Here is an 18460-nt window from a genome sequence, read left to right on the forward strand (position 1 = left end):
CTGTTGAGGCGGAGCTGACAAGATGATTAGGCACAATGACGATGCGCTGCTCACCATCAGCGGCGTCAGTAAGGGCTTTCCCGGCGTGAAGGCGCTGGATAACGTGTCGTTTAGCGTGCGCAAAGGCGAGATCATGGCGCTGCTGGGCGAGAATGGCGCGGGCAAGTCGACCCTGATTAAGGTGTTGACCGGGGTTTACAGCCGCGACGCCGGCACGCTGACGCTGAACGGGCAGACCATTGCGCCGCGCAGCACCGCCGATGCGCAGAAGATGGGTATCGGCACGGTTTATCAGGAAGTGAATATGCTGCCGAACATGTCGGTGGCCGACAACCTGTTTATCGGCCGCGAGCCGCGCCGCTTCGGCATGGTGGATCGTCGCCGCATGGTGCGCGACGCCGACGCGCTGATGCGCAACTACGGTTTTGTTCTCGACGTGACCCGTCCGCTGGGGCACTTTTCGGTGGCGATGCAGCAGATTATCGCCATCTGTCGCGCCGTCGACCTGTCGGCGCAGGTGTTGATCCTCGACGAGCCGACCGCCAGCCTTGACGCCAGCGAAGTGGAGATGCTGTTTACCCTGATGGCGCAGCTGAAAGCCAAAGGCATGAGCCTGATCTTCGTGACGCACTTTCTCGATCAGGTCTACCGCATTACCGACCGGATTACGGTGCTGCGCAACGGCCAGTTTATCGCCACGCGCGACACCGCGACGCTGCCGCAGCTTGAGCTGATCAAGCTGATGCTGGGGCGCGAGCTGCTGGAGACTGCGCTGCAGCGTCAGGGCAGCACGCTGCGCAGCAACCAGCCGGTGGCGTCGTTTCGCGACTACGGCAAGAAGGGCACCATCGAGCCGTTCGACCTGGAGGTGCGCCCAGGAGAAGTGGTCGGGCTGGCCGGGCTGCTCGGCTCTGGCCGCACCGAGACCGCTGAGGTGCTGTTCGGCATTCGTCGTCCCGATCGCGGCACGGCGACCATCAAAGGTAAACCCCAGACCATCCGCTCGCCGGCTAAAGCATCGCGCCTTGGCATCGGCTTTTGTCCCGAAGATCGCAAGACCGACGGCATTATCGGCGCCGCCTCGGTGCGCGAGAATATTATCCTCGCGCTGCAGGCGCAGCGCGGCTGGCTGCGGCCAATCAAGCGGCGCGAGCAGCAGGCGATCGCCGAGCGTTTTATCAAAAGCCTCGGCATTCGCACGCCGCACGCCGAGCAGTCGGTGGAGCTGCTCTCCGGCGGCAATCAGCAGAAGGTGCTGCTGTCGCGCTGGCTGGTGACTAAACCGCAGTTTCTGATCCTCGACGAGCCGACGCGCGGCATTGACGTCGGCGCGCACGCCGAGATTATTCGCCTGATCGAGTCCCTGTGCGCCGATGGTCTGGCGCTGCTGGTGATCTCGTCTGAGCTGGAGGAGCTGGTGGGCTACGCCGATCGCGTGGTGATTATGCGCGACCTGAAGCAGGTGGCGGAGATCCCGCTGGAGCAGCTGTCAGTGGCGTCGATCGTGAACGCCATCGCCGACGGAGGGGCACAACATGCTTGAATCCCATATGACGAAACCTGAACGCCGTAAATTTCGCCTGCCGCCGGGCCTGCCGCAGATTGCCGCGCTGGCGCTGGTGCTGCTGGTAGACAGTCTGGTGGCGAATAATTTTTTCGCCGTGCATCTGCAGGATGGCCGCCTGTTTGGCAGCCCAATCGATATTCTCAACCGCGCCGCGCCGGTGGCGCTGCTGGCGATCGGCATGACGCTGGTGATCGCCACCGGCGGCATCGATTTGTCCGTCGGCGCGGTGATGGCCATCGCCGGCGCCACCGCGGCGACCTTAACCGTGTCGGGGCACAGTCTGGCGGTGGTGATTTTTTCCGCGCTGGGCGCGGGGCTACTGTGCGGCCTGTGGAACGGCGTGCTGGTGGCGCTGCTGCGCATTCAGCCATTTGTCGCCACGCTGATCCTGATGGTGGCGGGGCGCGGCGTGGCGCAGCTGATTACCCAGGGGCAAATTGTGACTTTTGACAGCGCGACGCTGGCCTGGCTGGGCAGCGGCTCGCTGTGGCTGCTGCCGGTGCCGGTGTGGATTACCCTGGCGGCGGCGCTGCTGGTCTGGCTGCTGACGCGCAAAACCGCGCTCGGGCTGTTTATCGAGGCGGTCGGCATTAATCTGCGCGCGGCGCGCAATGCGGGCGTCAACGGCTGGCTGGTGGTGATGTCCACCTATGTGATGAGCGGGCTGTGCGCGGCGGTGGCCGGGCTAATCGTCACCGCCGATATTCGCGGCGCGGACGCTAATAACGCCGGGCTTTGGCTCGAGCTGGACGCCATCCTCGCCGTGGTGATCGGCGGCGCCTCGCTGATGGGCGGTCGGTTTAATCTGGCGCTGTCGCTGGTGGGCGCGCTGATTATTCAGGCGATGAATACCGGCATTTTGCTGTCGGGCTTTCCGCCGGAGCTGAATCAGGTGGTGAAGGCGGTGGTAGTGATGTGCGTGCTGCTGCTGCAGTCGCCGCGCTTTCTGGCGATGTTGAAACGGAGACGTCCCCAATGATTAAACGTCATCTTCCCCTGATGATTACGCTGCTGGTGTTTGTCGCGGGCTATCTTTTTTGTCTGAGTCAGTTTCCCGGCTTCGCCTCGACGCGGGTGATTTGCAATATTCTCACCGATAACGCCTTTCTCGGCATTATCGCCGTCGGCATGACGTTTGTGATTTTGTCTGGCGGCATCGATCTGTCGGTCGGCGCGGTGATCGCCTTTACCGGCGTGTTTCTGGCGCGCGCTATCGGCGATTTGCATATTCATCCGCTGCTGGCGTTCGCTATTATTCTGGCAGCGGGCGCGCTGTTCGGCGCCATGATGGGCTGGCTGATCGACGCGCTGAAGATCCCGGCGTTTATTATTACGCTGGCGGGGATGTTTTTTCTGCGCGGCTGTAGCTATCTGGTGTCGGAGAATTCGATTCCCATCGATCATCCGCTGTACGCCACGCTTTCCAGTCTGGCGTGGAAGGTGCCGGGCGGCGGTCGCCTGAGTTTGCTGGCGCTGGTGATGCTGCTGGTGGTGGCGGGCGGGATTCTGCTGGCGCACCGTACGCGCTTCGGCAATCAGGTTTACGCTATTGGCGGCAGCGTGACCTCGGCGCAGCTGATGGGGATCTCTACCCGCGCCACCACTATCCGTATTTATATGCTTTCCACCACGCTGGCGACGCTGGCCGGTATCGTGTTTTCAATTTACACCTCGGCGGGCTACGCGCTGGCGGGGCTGGGCGTCGAGCTGGACGCGATCGCCTCGGTGGTGATCGGCGGCACGCTGTTGTCCGGCGGCGTCGGCACCGTGCTCGGCACGCTGTTCGGGGTACTGATTCAGGGGCTGATCCAGACCTGGATTAATTTTGACGGCACGCTGAGTTCCTGGTGGACCAAGATCGCCATCGGCATTTTGCTGTTTGCCTTTATTGCGCTGCAGCGCCTGTTGACGGTGATGTGGGATCGGCAGAAGAATGCGCCGGTGAAGCGAATAGCGAGTTGACCAGTCGGATGCGAGTGAAGCCGCCTAAGGGCGGCTTTTTGTTTTGGTATTGCTGCCAGAACATGCGGCGTGGTGGCGTAGCGGTGAGAATGTGCGACGTGAAAGGGGGTTCTGCCCGATCGCAAAGAATGCCCGCATCCATGCGGATCGGCCTCGCCATCCTGGCTCGGACGCTTTGCTCTTCGGGCAGAACCCCCTTCCACGGTTGAGCATTTTTATGGCTGTTAGACAAACCGCACAGAGGTTGATAAAGGAGGGCAGATGGGCAGTGGAGTGAAGCGTCCGAGCCATGGACAAAAACGCCGGGAGCGTTTTTGAATAACGCGTAGCGTTGGCCCGCTTGCGGGCGAGCCCCAGGGATGGGGCGAGTAAGGCGAGGCCGAGGCTCCAGGGATGGATTTACGCCGACTTCACGGAACTGCCCATCTTCCCGACTGAGCAGCTCGGTTTTTCTTAAACAAAAACGCCGACTTTAAAAGTCGGCGCTAATTTTTTGTAACCCTTAACCTAGCGTTTCGAGCGGTAATAAACCTCATTCCAGCGCAGCGCATCTTTAAACGCCGGCAGCCGCGTGTGCTCGTCAATCACCAGCACTTCAATGTCGTTCATCTCGCCGTACAGATACATATCCTCCAGCGTCAGCGCCTGGCTGAACACCGTATGGTGCGCGCCGCCCGCCAGAATCCAGGCCTCCGACGCGGTGGCCAGCGACGGCTGGGCGCGCCACAGCGCGCGCGCCACCGGCAGCTTCGGCAGCGGCTTCGGCTGCTCAATCGCATCCACCACGTTCACCAGCAGGCGGAAACGGTCGCCCATATCGATCACGCTGGCGTTCACCGCGCGTCCGGCCGGGGTGGAGAAAATCAGGCGCGCCGGATCGGCTTTGCCGCCGATGCCGAGGAACTGCACGTCGATCAGCGGCTTCTCTTCTTTGGCGATGGAGGGGCAGACCTCCAGCATATGCGACCCTAACACCAGGTCGTTGCCTGGGGAGAAGTGATAGGTGTAATCCTCCATAAAGGAGGTGCCGCCCGGACGGTCGCCCGCCAGCACTTTAAAAATGCGCAGCAGCGCGGCGGTTTTCCAGTCGCCTTCGCCGGCGAAACCGTAGCCCTGGCCCATCAGGCGCTGCACCGCCAGTCCGGGAAGCTGCGTCATGCCATGCAGCGTCTGGAAGTTGGTGGTAAAGGCTTTGCAGCCCTCGCTGTCGAGGAAGCGCTTGATGCCGATCTCGATACGCGCCGCATCCAGCACGTTCTGGCGCTTCTCGCCGCCGCTCGCCGCCACCTCGCTAAAGCGATAGAGGCTTTCATACTCATCGATCAGCGCGTTGACCTCGCCGTCGCCGACCTGATTAATCACCTCGACCAGATCGCCGACGCCCCAGCCGTTGACCGAATAGCCAAACTGGATCTGCGCCGCGACTTTATCCCCTTCGGTCACCGCTACTTCGCGCATATTGTCGCCAAAGCGCGCCACTTTCAGCTGCTGACTGGCCTGCTTCGCGAACGCGGCGCGCATCCAGTTGCCGATGCGCTGCTGGCTGGCCGGATCCTGCCAGTGGCCGGTCACCACGCTGTGCTGCAGCCCCATGCGCGCGCCGATAAAGCCGAACTCGCGGCCGCCGTGCGCGGTCTGGTTCAGGTTCATAAAGTCCATATCCATGCTGTCCCACGGGATCTCCGCGTTGAACTGGGTATGGAACTGCAGCAGCGGCTTGTTCAGCACGTTCAGCCCGCCGATCCACATTTTGGCGGGCGAGAAGGTGTGCAGCCAGGTGATGATGCCGACGCAGCTATCGTCATGACTGGCGTCGCGGCAGAGCGCCAGCGCTTCATCCGGCGACTTCACCAGCGGCTTGACGATAAGCTTTAACGGCAAGGCGGAAGAGGCGTTCAGGCCTTCCACTACCTGGCGGGCGTGATCTTCCACCTGACGCAGGGTTTCCGCGCCGTAAAGATGCTGGGTGCCAATCACAAACCATACGCTGTGCGCGTTGTACTGATCCATAAACCTGCTCCTTAATGAGTGTTGGCGGGGCGCGACGCATACTGCGGCTCGGCCGCCGCGCACCAGAGTTGATAACGTTCGTAAAGCTGCTGATAGCGTGCGACGCGCGCGGCGTCAGGCTGTAGCGTGACGGCGACCGGACTGGCCATGGCTTTTTGCGCCTCGGGCACCGAGGCGTAGACGCCGGCGGCGACGGCGGCGAAGATCGCCGCGCCCAGCGCGCAGCACTCGTCAGAGGCGACGATATCGAGCGGGCGGTTCATCACGTCGCAGCACGCCTGCATGATGGCAGGGGATTTGCGCGCGATGCCGCCCAGCGTCAGGATGTTCTCCACCGGGATTTGCTGCTGTTCGAAGCACTCCATAATGGCGCGCGCGCCAAAGGCGGTGGCGGCGATCAGACCGCCGAACAGCGCCGGGGCGTCGGTGCCGAGATTAAGGTCGGTGATCACCCCCTTCAGGCGCTGGTTGGCGTTAGGGGTGCGGCGGCCGTTAAACCAGTCGAGCACCACCGGCAGATGATCGAGCTGCGGATCGGCGGCCCAGGCCTCGGTCAGCTGACGCAGCAGGTTACGCTGCATCTCCGCCAGTTGCGGCTGAAGCTCCGGATGCTGCGCCGCCGCCTGCTGCAGCGGCCAGCCGAGCAGGCGGCTAAACCAGGCGTAGATATCGCCGAACGCCGACTGGCCCGCTTCGCAGCCAATCGCGCCCGGCATCACGCTGCCGTCGACCTGGCCGCAGATGCCGCTGATGGCGCGATCGCCCACGCGCTGCGCGTCGGCAATCAGGATGTCGCAGGTCGAGGTGCCGATCACTTTGACCAGCGTATAGGGCTGCGCGCCAGCGCCCACCGCGCCCATATGGCAGTCGAACGCGCCGCCGGCGATAGTGACGCTCTGCGTCAGGCCGAGCCGCTGCGCCCATTCCGCGCTCAGGGTGCCGACCGGGATATCGGCGGTCCAGGTGTCGTGGAACAGCGGCGAGTCGAGCTGCTGGGTCAGCAGCGGGTCGAGCGCGTTGAGGAAATCGATATCGGGCAGACCCTGCCATTCAGGGTGCCAGAGCGCCTTATGGCCCGCGGCGCAGCGGCTGCGGCGCAGGCTGGCGGGCGCGGTGGTGCCGCTCAGCAGCGCCGGCACCCAGTCGCACAGCTCCACCCAGGAGACGGCGGCGTCGCGCACCGCGGCGTCGGCGCGGGAAACGTGCAGAATTTTGGCCCAGAACCACTCAGACGAGTAGATGCCGCCGATATAGCGGCTGTAGTCGGTAAAGCGGCCGCTGCGGCAGAGCTGATTAATCGCCTCAGCCTCTTCGATCGCGGTGTGATCCTTCCACAGCACGAACATGGCGTTGGGGTTGTCGGCAAAGTCGGGACGCAGCGCCAGCACGTTGCCGTCGCGGTCGATGGGCGCGGGCGTAGAGCCGGTGGTATCGACGCCGATTCCCGTGACGCTGTCACGTTGTTCCGGCGTCAGCGCGTCAAGTACGCCCAGCAGTGCCTTTTCCATCGCCTCAATATAGTCGAGCGGATGGTGGCGAAAACGGTTGGCGTGGGGATCGCTGTACAAACCCTGCTGCCAGCGCGAGTAGTTCACCACGGCGGTTTGCAGCTCGCTGCCGCTGTCGCAGTCCACCGCCAGCGCACGCACCGAATCACTGCCAAAGTCGAGGCCCAGAGTGATGGCTCCAGCACGCATCAGAAATCTCCTGTTATCAATAATCGTCCTTCCATCCTGTGGCGACGGCGGCGGAAACGTTAATCACCGATGGCTGAGAATATGCACTTTTCTGCCATCAGCAGCGATTTTGTGATCGCCGACAAAAGTTGCCGGTCGGTTAAAATTGCTGAATATATGGAACATTTTGCCGTGATTTCAGGGTGTGATACCGCTCTACATTTTTCATCTGCTTTCCCGCTACAACTAGCCCAGCGTTTGCACAGGCTTTACTCATTCGCCGGTCTAACGCGCTGATTTTCATCTGTACCCAAAAAAGAAAATTAACTGGTAGCGTTTACACCGATTCGTTAACAGCAGGGAAAAACACCCTGGCTCCGGAGAGCATCATGCATAAATTCACTAAAGCGTTCGCGGCCATCGGCCTGGCAGCGGTTATGTCACATTCCGCTATCGCCGACACCATGAAGCTGGGATTTCTCGTCAAGCAGCCTGAAGAACCCTGGTTCCAGACCGAGTGGAAATTCGCGGACAAGGCCGGCAAGGATTTAGGCTTTGAAGTGATCAAAATCGCCATTCCCGACGGCGAGAAAACCCTTAACGCCATCGACAGCCTGGCCGCCAGCGGCGCGAAGGGCTTCGTGATCTGCACCCCCGATCCTAAACTCGGCTCCGCTATCGTCGCCAAGGCGCGCGGCTACGACCTGAAGGTGATCGCCGTCGACGACCAGTTCGTTAACGCCAAAGGCAAACCGATGGAGAGCGTGCCGCTGGTGATGATGGCCGCCACTAAAATCGGCGAGCGTCAGGGGCAGGAACTCTATAAAGAGATGCAGAAGCGCGGCTGGAACGCTAAAGAGACCGGCGTGATGGCGATTACCGCCAACGAGCTGGATACCGCGCGCCGCCGCACCGGCGGCTCGATGGAGGCGCTGAAAGCGGCCGGCTTCCCGGCGGCGCAGATCTATCAGGTGCCGACCAAATCTAACGATATCCCCGGCGCGTTTGACGCCGGCAACTCGCTGCTGGTACAGCATCCGGAAGTGAAACACTGGCTGATCGTCGGCATGAATGACAACACCGTGCTGGGCGGCGTGCGCGCCACCGAAGGCCAGGGCTTTAAGGCGGCGGACGTGATCGGCATCGGCATCAACGGCGTCGACGCCATCAGCGAACTGTCAAAGGACAAGGCGACCGGCTTCTACGGATCGCTGCTGCCGAGCCCGGACGTGCACGGCTACAAGAGCAGCCAGATGCTCTACGAATGGGTGAGCAAAGGGGCTGAGCCGCCGAAATTCACCGAAGTCACCGACGTGGTGCTGATTACCCGCGATAACTTCAAAACCGAACTGGCGAAGAAAGGGTTGATGTAAACCCGCGTACCGTGCCGCCGCCTGCGCGGCGGCACCTTTACGGTAAACCAGAGGAGTTACCATGAATAGCGAGCCAACCTTTCTGTCGTTTCATGGCATCAGCAAAACCTTTCCCGGCGTCAAGGCGCTGCAGGATATCTCATTCGACTGCCGCGGTGGTGAAGTGCACGCCCTGATGGGCGAGAACGGCGCGGGCAAATCGACGCTGCTGAAAATTCTCAGCGGCAGCTATCAGCCGAGCGGCGGCGAAATCCGCATCAAAGGCGAGCCGGTGAGCTTTCAGCATACCGGCGAGGCGCTGGACGCCGGTGTCGCCATCATCTACCAGGAGCTGCATCTGGTGCCGGAGATGAGCGTGGCGGAGAACATCTACCTCGGCCAGATCCCGCACCGGCGCGGGCTGGTGAACCGCAAGCTGCTGCGCTACGAAGCGGGGCTGCAGCTGAAAAATCTCGGCATGGATATCGATCCCGATATGCCGCTGAAATATCTCTCTCTTGGCCAGTGGCAGATGGTGGAGATCGCCAAGGCGCTGGCGCGCAACGCGCGCATTATCGCCTTCGACGAGCCGACCAGCTCGCTGTCGGCGCGTGAAATCGAGAACCTGTTCCGCGTCATCCGCCAGCTGCGCGCAGAGGGACGCGTGGTGCTCTACGTCTCGCACCGCATGGAGGAGATCTTCGCCCTGAGCGACGCCATTACCGTATTCAAGGATGGCCGCTACGTGCGCACCTTTACCGATATGGCCAATACCCATCACGACGATCTGGTGCAGGCGATGGTGGGACGCAACCTCGGCGACATCTACGGCTATGCGCCGCGTCCGCACGGGCCGGTGCGTCTGGTGCTGGAGAAGGTGGAGGCGAAGGGCGTGCGCGAGCCGATTTCGCTTGAGGTGCGCGCCGGGGAAATTGTCGGCCTGTTCGGGCTGGTGGGCGCCGGGCGCAGCGAGCTGATGAAAGGGGTGTTTGGCGCCACGCGACTGCGCGGCGGCCGCATTCTGCTGGATGGTGAGGTGCTAAAGCTGCGCGAGCCGATCGACGCCATCCGCGCCGGCGTGATGCTCTGCCCGGAAGATCGTAAAGCCGAAGGGATCATCCCGGTGCACTCGGTGCGCGACAATATCAACATCAGCGCGCGGCGTCACAACCTCACTGCCGGCTGCCTGATCAAAAATCAGTGGGAAACGCGCAACGCCGACAGCCATATTCGCTCACTCAATATCAAAACGCCGCACGCCGAGCAGCTGATCATGAATCTCTCCGGCGGCAACCAGCAGAAGGCGATTCTCGGCCGCTGGCTGTCGGAAGAGATGAAGGTGATCCTGCTGGATGAACCGACGCGCGGCATCGACGTCGGCGCGAAGCATGAAATCTACAACCTGATCTATCAGCTGGCGAGCAAAGGCATCGCGGTGCTGTTCGCCTCCAGCGATCTGCCGGAGGTGATGGGCCTGGCCGACCGCATCGTGGTGATGCGCGAAGGCGCCATCGCCGGCGAACTGCTGCATGACGACGCCACGGAGCAGCAGACGCTGAGCCTGGCGATGCCTAAAACCACCCAAGCGGCCGCTGTGGCCTGACAGAGGAAAATATTATGTCTTCATCCACAACTTCAGGTACGCCGCCGGTGCAGCAGCGCAGCGGGCTGCGCTTTGGGCGCATCTGGGACAATTTCGGCATGCTGGTGGTGTTCGCGCTGCTGTTTGTCGCCTGCGCCGTGTTCGTGCCTAACTTCGGCTCCTTTATCAATATGAAAGGGCTGGGCCTGGCGATGTCGATGTCGGGCATGGTGGCGTGCGGCATGCTGTTCTGCCTCGCCTCCGGCGATTTCGACCTTTCGGTCGCCTCGGTGATTGCCTGCGCCGGCGTGGTCGCCGCGGTGGTAATCAATATGACCGAAAGCCTGTGGATCGGCGTCTTCGCCGGCCTGCTGATCGGTGTCGCCACCGGCTTCGTCAACGGCTTTGTCATCGCGCGGCTGAAAATCAACGCGCTGATCACCACGCTGGCGACGATGCAGATCGTGCGCGGCCTGGCCTATATCTTCTCCGACGGCAAGGCGGTCGGCATTGAAGATGAGCGCTTCTTTACCCTCGGCTTCGCCAACTGGCTCGGCGTGCCCGCGCCTATCTGGCTCACTATTGCCACCATGCTGATCTTCGGCTTCCTGCTGAATAAAACCACCTTTGGCCGCAACACGCTGGCGATCGGCGGCAATGAAGAGGCGGCGCGGCTGGCGGGCGTGCCGGTGGTGCGCACCCGCATCATTATCTTTATTCTCTCCGGGCTGGTGTCGGCGGCGGCGGGCATTATTCTCGCCTCGCGCATGACCAGCGGTCAGCCGATGACCTCACTGGGCTATGAGCTGGTGGTGATCTCCGCCTGCGTGCTGGGCGGCGTCTCGCTGAAGGGCGGTATCGGCAAAATTTCCTACGTGGTCGCAGGGGTGCTGATCCTCGGCACCGTTGAAAATGCGATGAATTTACTGAATATCTCGCCATTCTCACAGTACGTGGTGCGTGGTCTGATACTGTTAGCGGCGGTGATTTTCGACCGCTACAAACAGAAGCATAAAGCCTGACGGCAAAAAGAGGCGGCGCTCAGGCGCCGCGCTCTGCTAAATCCTGACTAAGTGAGGACGTTATGTACCACCGTGAATCCACAGCGGCGCAGCAAAATCCTCTGTTGCCTGGTTATCCCTTTAACGCCTGGCTGGTCGCCGGGCTGACCCCTGTGACGGCCGATGGGCCGCTCGACTTCTTTATCGACCGTCCCCACGGCATGAAAGGCTTTATTCTTAACCTCACCATTAAAGGCAAAGGGCGCGTGTTCGACGGCGAAAACGGCTTCGACTGCCTGCCGGGCGATATGCTGCTGTTTCAGCCGAAAACGCCGCACTACTATGGACGCGCGTCGGACAGCCCCGAATGGCATCACCGCTGGGTTTACTTCCGGCCGCGCGCCTACTGGAACGACTGGCTGCAGTGGCAGGACGCGCGCGAGGGCGTAGGCCGGCTGCATCTCAACGAGACGCTGCGCGCCGAGTTCGACCGGCTGTTCGCCAGCATCGAGCAGACCCACAATTCGGGTCGCCGCTTCGCCGAGGAGCTGGCGATGAACCTGCTGGAGCGTCTGCTGCTGCGCGCGGTAGAGGAAGATCCGCGCAGCCATCAGCAGGTGCGCGATCCGCGCATTATCGAAGCTTGTCAGTACGTCACCAATCATCTCGCCAGCGAGGTGAAAATCGAAGAGGTGGCGCGCCACGTCTGTTTGTCACCGTCGCGGCTGGCGCACCTGTTTCGCGAACAGATGGGAGTGAATCTGCTGCGCTGGCGCGAAGACCAGCGCGTGATCCGCGCCAAGCTGCTGCTGCAAACCACCCAGGAGCCGATCGCCAGCGTCGGACGCGAAGTCGGCTACGACGACCAGCTCTACTTTTCGCGCGTGTTCCGCAAGCGCGTCGGCGTCAGCCCCAGCGATTTCCGCCGCCGCAACCAGGATGCGCAGGACAGCCTGATCGCCGAAACGCCCTGGCCAATGGCGCAGAGTGCTATCTCCTGATTTTTCGGGGGATTCCCGCTTGTTCTAACCGACGCAATGGTCTTAAATCAGTCGGGTATGCGAATAAGAGGAGTGATAATGAGCGACAAACTTCGTGTTGGATTGATAGGGTATGGCTTCGCCAGTAAGACGTTTCACGCGCCGCTGATTGCGGGCACGCCCGATGTCGAGCTGGCCGCTATCTCCAGTAGCGACGAAGCGAAAGTGCACGCCGACTGGCCACAGGTCAAGGTGGTGGCCGACCCGCAGGCGCTGCTGGACGATCCCTCTCTGCAGCTGATCGTCATCCCGACGCCGAACGATACCCATTTCCCGCTGGCCAAGGCGGCACTGAATGCCGGTAAACACGTGGTGGTGGACAAACCGTTTACCGTGACGTTGTCACAGGCACGGGAGCTGGAGGCGCTGGCGAAAGCCAAAGGTCTGCTGCTTTCCGTGTTCCATAACCGCCGCTGGGACAGCGACTTCCTGACCCTCAAGCAGCTGCTGAACGACGGCACGCTGGGCGAGGTGCGCTATTTCGAATCTCATTTCGACCGTTTCCGTCCCGAGGTGCGTCAGCGCTGGCGCGAAATGAAGGGCGCAGGCAGCGGCATCTGGTACGATCTGGGGCCGCATCTGCTCGACCAGGCGCTGCAGCTGTTTGGCGCGCCGGTGGCCATCAACGTCGATATGGCGGAGATGCGTCCGGGCGCGCAGACCACCGACTACTTTCACGCCACGCTGACCTATCCGCAGCGCCGCGTGGTGCTGCACGCCAGCATGCTGGTGGCCGCCGAGTCGCCGCGCTACGTGGTGCACGGCACGCGCGGCAGCTACGTCAAGTACGGTCTGGATCCGCAGGAGGATCGGCTGAAAGCGGGCGATTTCCCGCCGGGCGAAGAGTGGGGCTATGACATGCGCGACGGCGTGCTGACGCTGGCGGAAGGCGACGGTGTAAAAGAAGAGACGCTGATGACGCAGCCAGGCAACTATCCCGCCTACTATGCGGCGGTGCGCGACGCCATTAGCGGACGCGGCAGCAATCCGGTCACGGCGCAAGAGGCGATTCAGGTGATGGAGCTGATTGAGCTGGGGCTGCAGTCGGCGGAGAAACGCCAGACGCTGTCGCTGAAGTAACACACGAAAGGCCAGCGCGATGCTGGCCTTGAGGTAGTGAGGCCGCCTGCGCGGCCTTTTTTTACGCCTGTACTTTATTGCGGATGGCGATTTTCTCGGCGTCGCTCAGGAAGGCGATAGTCAGGCCGTTCTCCTGCGCCTGGCGCATCTGCGCGGCGCTCAGCCCGGCGGCAGGCGCGGCGTGCTGATACTCGTGCGCCAGCTCAATGCCCTGAACCGCCGGATCGTCGGTATTGATGGTGGCGAGGATGCCGTGCTCCAGGAACTGTTTCAGCGGATGGTGCGCCAGCGAAGAGACGGTGCTGGTCTGGATATTGGAGGTCAGACAGGATTCGATGCCGATGCGGTGCTCGGCCAGAAAATCCATCAGCGCGCGGTCTTCAATCGCCTTCACGCCGTGGCCGATACGCTCGGCGCCCAGCTCGCGGATCGCCTGCCAGATGCTCTCCGGACCGGCCGCTTCGCCGGCATGCACCGTCACGCGGAACCCGGCGTCGCGCGCCTGGGTAAAGTGGCTGAGGAACTCGCTGCCGGGGAAGCCTAACTCGTCGCCCGCCAGATCGACGGCGGTAATATGATCGCGGTGCGCCAGCAGGCCTTCCAGCTCGCGCAGGCAGGCTTCGTCGCCGAAGGTGCGGCTCATGATGCCGATCAGACGCACGTCAACGTTATATTTCTGGCAGCCCGCTTTGATCCCGTCGATGACCGCTTCGACTACGCCCGCCACCGGCAGGTTGTGATTCATCGCCATATAGCCCGGCGAAAAGCGCAGCTCGGCGTAGTGAATGCCGGCGCGTGCCGCATCCTCTACGTTTTCCAGCGCGATGCGGCGACAGGCGTCGAGATCCCCCAGCACTTTGACGCCCCAGTCGAGCTTATTCAGGAAGCTCACCAGGTCGGGCTGGTTTTCCACCACCTGAACGTGCGGGCGCAGCGATTCCAGCGTAGCGGCGGGCAGGGCGAGGTTAAACTGGCGGCCTAAATCCAGAATGGTTTGCGCGCGAATGTTGCCGTCAAGATGGCGATGAATATCGGTAACGGGAAGGCTGGGATCGAACATGCTGCACTCTCTGACAGGGATAAAAGTGCAGACCATTATAGAAACATCTTGCGCAACATAGCGAGTCCTTTGCGCAACCTGCGGCGCATCTGCTGGCATAGTAAGCGAAAGGGCGGCTGCTCAGCCGCCCGTTTCACACCCCGAGCGCGTGCAGCGCTGCGATCAGACGATGCACGCCATCCTCCAGCTTGCTGCGCGGACAGCCGGCGTTCAGGCGCAAAAATCCCCGGCTCGCGTCGCCATAGGTTGAGCCGGGCATCATCGCCACTTTCTGCTGGCGGATAAGCTGCTGCTGCAGCGCCGTCTCGTCGACGCCGAGCGGGTTAAGATCGAGCCACGCCAGATAGGTCGCCTGCGGCGGCTGCCAGTCGAGTGCCGGAAAGGCGGCGTTTAGCCGCTGGGCGATAAAGTGCATATTCGCCTGCAGGTAGGCGCGCAGGGCGTCGAGCCAGGGCGCGCCGTCGCGGTAGGCGGCGATATGCGCCGCCACGGCGAGTACCGCCGGCGACGAGAGGCCGTTCGCCTTCATCTGCCTCAAAAAGGCGTGGCGATCCTCTCTATGTGGGATAATCCCCCATGCCCCGGTCAGCGCGGGGATATTAAAGCTCTTGGACGCGGAGGTGAACAGCGCCCAGTCGGCGCGTGCCACCTCGCTCCAGGGCACATGCACAACCTGGTTCATCACCATATCCATATGGATCTCATCGCTGATTACCCGCACCTGATAACGCTCGCACAGCGCCGCCATCTGCGTCAGTTCGTCGCGCGTCCAGACTTTGCCCGTGGGATTATGCGGGCTGCAGAGCAGCATCACTTTGCAGCCAGGCCGGGCAAGCTGGTGTTCCAGCGCCTGCATATCGCAGCGCCAGCCGTGAGTATCGCGCTGCAGCGGCTGCGGTAAAATGTGCCGTTGACTGGATGTCAACAAGGTGTAAAACGCATCATAGGCGGGCGTATGGATCACTACCTCGTCCCCGGGTTCGGTCCAGCGATACACCATCTGCGCCACCATAGCGATCACGGACGGCGCGTACACCAGCGTGTTCTCATCCAGCGTGGCGTTAAAACGCGTCTGCATCCAGTAGCAGATTGCCGAGAGAAAGTCGCTATGCTGCCAGCGGCTGTAGCCGAACACGCCGTGGTCGATGCGCTGCTGCAGCGCCGCGCGAATGGCGGGTGCCACGGCGAAATCCATATCTGAAATGGTAAAGGGCAGCAGATCGGGCACGCCAAAGCGATCGGCGACAAAATCCCACTGAGTGCAGTAGCTGCCGCGGCGGTCGATAACCTGGTCAAAATCAAAAGGTTTCGTCATATTCGTTACACCGTCACATTCATCAGCGACGCCAGCTCTTCTTTAACGGACTGCACCTGCGGTCCAATCACCACCTGCAGCGTCACCGGGCTAAGGTGCACCACGCCGATGGCGCCGTTGGCCTTCAGCGCGGCGTCATTGACCTTGCTCATATCAACGATGCGCAGACGCAGGCGGGTCAGGCAGTTATCCAGCGAACTGATATTCTCTACGCCGCCCAGCGCGTCGAGGATAGCGGGCGCGTTATAGCCCGATTTGCCCGCGCCGGCGCGGCTCACCTGTCGCTCCACGCCGCTCTCTTGCTCGCGCCCTGGCGTGGCGATATTGAAGCGGACAATGGCGAAGCGAAACAGCGCATAGTAACCGGCAAACCAGATCGCGGCGGCGACGGGCACCCAGTACCATTTGGTCGCCAGGCCGTGCAGCATGCCAAACACCACAAAATCGATAATGTTACCGTCGGTGTTGCCGATGGTGACGCCCAGCACTGCCATCAGCGTAAAGCCCAGCCCGGTGAGCAGCGCATGCAGTAGATAGAGCACGGGCGCCACGAACAGGAACAGGAATTCAATCGGTTCGGTGGTGCCGCCCACCACGCAGGCCACCACGCCGGAAATCAGCAGGCCTTTAATCTTGTGGCGATTCTCCGGCCTGGCGCAGTGATAGATTGCCAGCGCCGCGCCAGGCAGACCGCCGAGAAACGCGGGCATTTTTCCCTGGGAGAGAAAGCGGGTGGCGCTCTCCGAGAAGCCCTGAACCTCCGGGCAGGCGAGCTGCGCCTGGAAAATGGTCAGCGCGCCGCTGACCGTTTTACCGCACACTTCCATCGTGCCACCCGCATCGGTGAAGCGAATAATCGCCACCAGAATATGCTGCAGTCCAAAGGGCAGCAGCAAACGTTCGCCGGTGCCGAACAGCATCGGGCCGAGGTCGCCCGCGCCGTTGATCATCCAGCCGAGGCCCGCAATGCCGCGCGCGAAAAAAGGCCAGATCAGCGGCACCGCGAGGCCGAGCAGCCCGGTGACCAGCAGGGTAATAATAGGGACAAAGCGCGTGCCACCGAAAAACGCCAGCGCGTCCGGCAGCCGAATAGTGTGAAAGCGCTCATGCAGCCAGAACACCACCACGCCGACAATCACGGCGCCAAGAATACCGGTGTCGATCGCCTGAATGCCCAGCACCGACTGCACATTGTTCGCCTTCAGCAGTGCGGCGTCACCGGTGGGCAAAATCCCCTTCATGGTTAACCAGAAGTTGCTGCTGAGGTTCATCACCGTATAGCCGACGAAACCGGCAAAGGCGGCGACGCCTTTATTCTCGCGCGCCATGCCGAGGGGAATGGCGATAGCGAACATCACCGGCAGAAAGCGAAAGGCGAAGGCGCCGGTGGCCGCCATCCAGGTAAACAGATGCTGCAACAGCGGCTGATCCAGCAGCGGGATCAGCGTCAGCACGTCGCGGCTGCTGAGCGAGCTGCCGATGCCGAGCATAATGCCGCAAAAAGAGAGCAGAGCGACGGGCAGCATAAAGGTCTTGCCCAGGCTCTGAAAAAACTCCCAGAGCGACAGGCGAGGAAGCGGAGCAGACATATTTTCTCCTGAAAAGGAAGTAGGCGGTTTAGCAGGTGAAAAGATGATAAAACGTTTTATCACTCGATATTGCGTGGTTCGTCACAAGCCAGTGTCGTCTGGTGAAGTTAAGTTTATTCAGCAGGTGAAACGTTTTACTTATATGATAGGGGCATTCTCTTTTGTTCCGCAGGCGCCTGTTATGACGCAGCAAAAAATCACCATTAACGACGTCGCCGAAGCGGCGGGCGTCTCCGTCACCACCGTGTCGCTGGTGCTCTCCGGCAAGGGGCGCATCTCGCCCGCCACGGCGGCGCGCGTGAACCAGGCTATCGAGCAGTCAGGCTATGTGCGCAACCGCACGGCGGCCGCGCTGCGTGGCGGCAGCAGCGGCGTCATCGGCTTAATTGTGCGGGATCTGAGCCAGCGGTTTTACGCCGAGATGACCGCCGGGCTCAGCGAGGCGCTGGAGGCACAGGATAAGATGCTGGTGCTGGCTCAGAGCGGCGCGCAGGGACAGCATCTGACGCGCTGCTTTGAGTCGCTGGTGGCGCAGGGCGTCGACGGCGTGGTGCTGGGCGGCGACGCCGGCAATGGCGCCGCGCTGGCGTCGCGCGCCGCCGAGCTCGGGCTACCGCTGATCTGCGCCTCGCGCGCCAGCTATCTGGAGGGCAGCGACAGTCTGCGGCCGGACAATGCGCTGGGCGCCCGGATGGCAACGGAATACCTTATCCGCCAGGGCCATCAGCATATCGCCTGGCTGGGCGGCAGCGGCGCCTCACTGACGCGCGCCGAGCGCATCGGCGGCTACTGCGCCACGCTGCTGCAGTACGGTTTGCCGTTTAAGCCGGAGTGGATTATTGAGTGCGACGAGAGCCAGCAGGCGGCGGCCGAGGCGACCACGCGACTGCTGCAGCGCTTTCCCCGGCTGACGGCGATTATCGCCAGCAACGCCGCCACCGCGCTGGGCAGCTACTTCGCGCTGCTGCGCAGCGGCCGCACGCTGGGCAAGGGCGCGGTTGACAGCTACTACGCGCAGCAGACGGCGCTGGTGGGATTTAGCGATGAGCTGCAGGCGAATCTGAGCGATCCGCCGCTGACCTTTATCTGCAGCCCGGCGCGTGAGATGGGGCGCGCCGCGGCGGCGCGCATGCTGCTGCGGCTTAGCGCGCCGGAAACGGCCAGCCAGCATATGATTATTACGCCGACGCTGATCGCCGGCGACGGGCCATAAAAAAAGCGACCCG

At 62.1% G+C, this 18460-nt stretch carries 14 protein-coding genes; 9 read left to right on the plus strand and 5 right to left on the minus strand.

What is annotated here, in order from left to right; translation table 11 throughout:
* Positions 1 to 22: 22 nt before the first annotated feature.
* The 3 genes from B2J69_RS06220 to yjfF are packed head-to-tail and all read left to right on the plus strand — an operon-like array spanning position 23 to position 3529.
* A complete protein-coding gene (locus tag B2J69_RS06220) occupies positions 23 to 1543 on the plus strand; it encodes a sugar ABC transporter ATP-binding protein (protein WP_081137419.1) in 1521 nt (506 codons plus the stop codon).
* A complete protein-coding gene (gene ytfT / locus B2J69_RS06225) occupies positions 1536 to 2546 on the plus strand; it encodes a galactofuranose ABC transporter, ATP-binding protein YtfT (RefSeq protein ID WP_081137422.1) in 1011 nt (336 codons plus the stop codon). Before B2J69_RS06220 ends, ytfT begins: the two co-directional genes overlap by 8 nt.
* Positions 2543 to 3529: a galactofuranose ABC transporter, permease protein YjfF gene (gene yjfF / locus B2J69_RS06230; RefSeq protein ID WP_081137424.1), complete on the plus strand. Its 987-nt coding sequence runs from the start codon at positions 2543 to 2545 to the stop codon at positions 3527 to 3529. The genes ytfT and yjfF overlap by 4 nt, the downstream gene beginning before the upstream one ends.
* Before the next feature lie 507 nt (positions 3530 to 4036).
* Here the strand turns inward: yjfF and araA are convergent.
* Both araA and B2J69_RS06240 read right to left on the minus strand, forming a co-directional pair.
* Complete coding sequence (gene araA, locus B2J69_RS06235) at positions 4037 to 5539, minus strand: L-arabinose isomerase (RefSeq protein ID WP_081137426.1); 1503 nt, start codon at positions 5537 to 5539, stop codon at positions 4037 to 4039.
* Positions 5540 to 5550: 11 nt separating this feature from the next.
* Complete coding sequence (locus tag B2J69_RS06240) at positions 5551 to 7236, minus strand: ribulokinase (RefSeq protein ID WP_081137429.1); 1686 nt, start codon at positions 7234 to 7236, stop codon at positions 5551 to 5553.
* A 368-nt stretch (positions 7237 to 7604) separates the two neighbouring features.
* Between B2J69_RS06240 and B2J69_RS06245 the strand changes: the two genes are divergently transcribed.
* The 5 genes from B2J69_RS06245 (at position 7605) to B2J69_RS06265 (ending at position 13270) form a co-directional block, all read left to right on the plus strand.
* Positions 7605 to 8588 (plus strand): arabinose ABC transporter substrate-binding protein, encoded by a 984-nt coding sequence (locus B2J69_RS06245; RefSeq protein ID WP_081137432.1) that lies wholly within the window; start codon positions 7605 to 7607, stop codon positions 8586 to 8588.
* A gap of 61 nt (positions 8589 to 8649) precedes the next feature.
* Positions 8650 to 10170 carry an L-arabinose ABC transporter ATP-binding protein AraG gene (araG, locus tag B2J69_RS06250; RefSeq protein WP_081137434.1) on the plus strand — a complete coding sequence of 507 codons (1521 nt, stop codon included), beginning with the start codon at positions 8650 to 8652 and terminating at the stop codon, positions 10168 to 10170.
* Positions 10171 to 10184: 14 nt separating this feature from the next.
* On the plus strand, positions 10185 to 11171 hold the full coding sequence (gene araH / locus B2J69_RS06255) for an L-arabinose ABC transporter permease AraH (RefSeq protein ID WP_081137437.1): 987 nt from the start codon (positions 10185 to 10187) through the stop codon (positions 11169 to 11171).
* Between the two features lie 62 nt (positions 11172 to 11233).
* Positions 11234 to 12151, plus strand: a complete 918-nt coding sequence (gene araC / locus B2J69_RS06260) for an arabinose operon transcriptional regulator AraC (protein ID WP_081137440.1) — start codon at positions 11234 to 11236, stop codon at positions 12149 to 12151.
* Between the two features lie 78 nt (positions 12152 to 12229).
* A complete protein-coding gene (locus B2J69_RS06265; protein WP_081137443.1) occupies positions 12230 to 13270 on the plus strand; it encodes an oxidoreductase in 1041 nt (346 codons plus the stop codon).
* Between the two features lie 61 nt (positions 13271 to 13331).
* Here B2J69_RS06265 and add read toward each other — a convergent pair whose 3' ends face one another.
* From add to malX, 3 genes are all read right to left on the minus strand, one after another.
* Positions 13332 to 14330, minus strand: a complete 999-nt coding sequence (gene add, locus B2J69_RS06270; RefSeq protein WP_081137446.1) for an adenosine deaminase — start codon at positions 14328 to 14330, stop codon at positions 13332 to 13334.
* A 133-nt stretch (positions 14331 to 14463) separates the two neighbouring features.
* Complete coding sequence (locus B2J69_RS06275; protein ID WP_081137449.1) at positions 14464 to 15645, minus strand: MalY/PatB family protein; 1182 nt, start codon at positions 15643 to 15645, stop codon at positions 14464 to 14466.
* A gap of 5 nt (positions 15646 to 15650) precedes the next feature.
* A complete protein-coding gene (malX, locus tag B2J69_RS06280) occupies positions 15651 to 17234 on the minus strand; it encodes a maltose/glucose-specific PTS transporter subunit IIBC (protein ID WP_081137452.1) in 1584 nt (527 codons plus the stop codon).
* Positions 17235 to 17415: 181 nt separating this feature from the next.
* Here malX and malI point away from each other — a divergent pair, with 181 nt between their 5' ends.
* On the plus strand, positions 17416 to 18447 hold the full coding sequence (gene malI, locus B2J69_RS06285) for a Mal regulon transcriptional regulator MalI (RefSeq protein ID WP_081137455.1): 1032 nt from the start codon (positions 17416 to 17418) through the stop codon (positions 18445 to 18447).
* The last annotated feature ends 13 nt before the right edge of the window (positions 18448 to 18460 follow it).

The sequence above is a fragment of the Pantoea latae genome (assembly GCF_002077695.1).
Classification (GTDB): domain Bacteria; phylum Pseudomonadota; class Gammaproteobacteria; order Enterobacterales; family Enterobacteriaceae; genus Pantoea; species Pantoea latae.

Excerpts from the sequence above, each read along its gene's own strand:
- B2J69_RS06220 (WP_081137419.1), top strand. The coding sequence starts at position 23 with ATGATTAGGCACAATGACGATGCGCTGCTCACCATCAGCGGCGTCAGT.
- ytfT (WP_081137422.1), top strand. The coding sequence starts at position 1,536 with ATGCTTGAATCCCATATGACGAAACCTGAACGCCGTAAATTTCGCCTG.
- yjfF (WP_081137424.1), top strand. The coding sequence starts at position 2,543 with ATGATTAAACGTCATCTTCCCCTGATGATTACGCTGCTGGTGTTTGTC.
- araA (WP_081137426.1), bottom strand. The coding sequence starts at position 5,539 with ATGGATCAGTACAACGCGCACAGCGTATGGTTTGTGATTGGCACCCAG.
- B2J69_RS06240 (WP_081137429.1), bottom strand. The coding sequence starts at position 7,236 with ATGCGTGCTGGAGCCATCACTCTGGGCCTCGACTTTGGCAGTGATTCG.
- B2J69_RS06245 (WP_081137432.1), top strand. The coding sequence starts at position 7,605 with ATGCATAAATTCACTAAAGCGTTCGCGGCCATCGGCCTGGCAGCGGTT.
- araG (WP_081137434.1), top strand. The coding sequence starts at position 8,650 with ATGAATAGCGAGCCAACCTTTCTGTCGTTTCATGGCATCAGCAAAACC.
- araH (WP_081137437.1), top strand. The coding sequence starts at position 10,185 with ATGTCTTCATCCACAACTTCAGGTACGCCGCCGGTGCAGCAGCGCAGC.
- araC (WP_081137440.1), top strand. The coding sequence starts at position 11,234 with ATGTACCACCGTGAATCCACAGCGGCGCAGCAAAATCCTCTGTTGCCT.
- B2J69_RS06265 (WP_081137443.1), top strand. The coding sequence starts at position 12,230 with ATGAGCGACAAACTTCGTGTTGGATTGATAGGGTATGGCTTCGCCAGT.
- add (WP_081137446.1), bottom strand. The coding sequence starts at position 14,330 with ATGTTCGATCCCAGCCTTCCCGTTACCGATATTCATCGCCATCTTGAC.
- B2J69_RS06275 (WP_081137449.1), bottom strand. The coding sequence starts at position 15,645 with ATGACGAAACCTTTTGATTTTGACCAGGTTATCGACCGCCGCGGCAGC.
- malX (WP_081137452.1), bottom strand. The coding sequence starts at position 17,234 with ATGTCTGCTCCGCTTCCTCGCCTGTCGCTCTGGGAGTTTTTTCAGAGC.
- malI (WP_081137455.1), top strand. The coding sequence starts at position 17,416 with ATGACGCAGCAAAAAATCACCATTAACGACGTCGCCGAAGCGGCGGGC.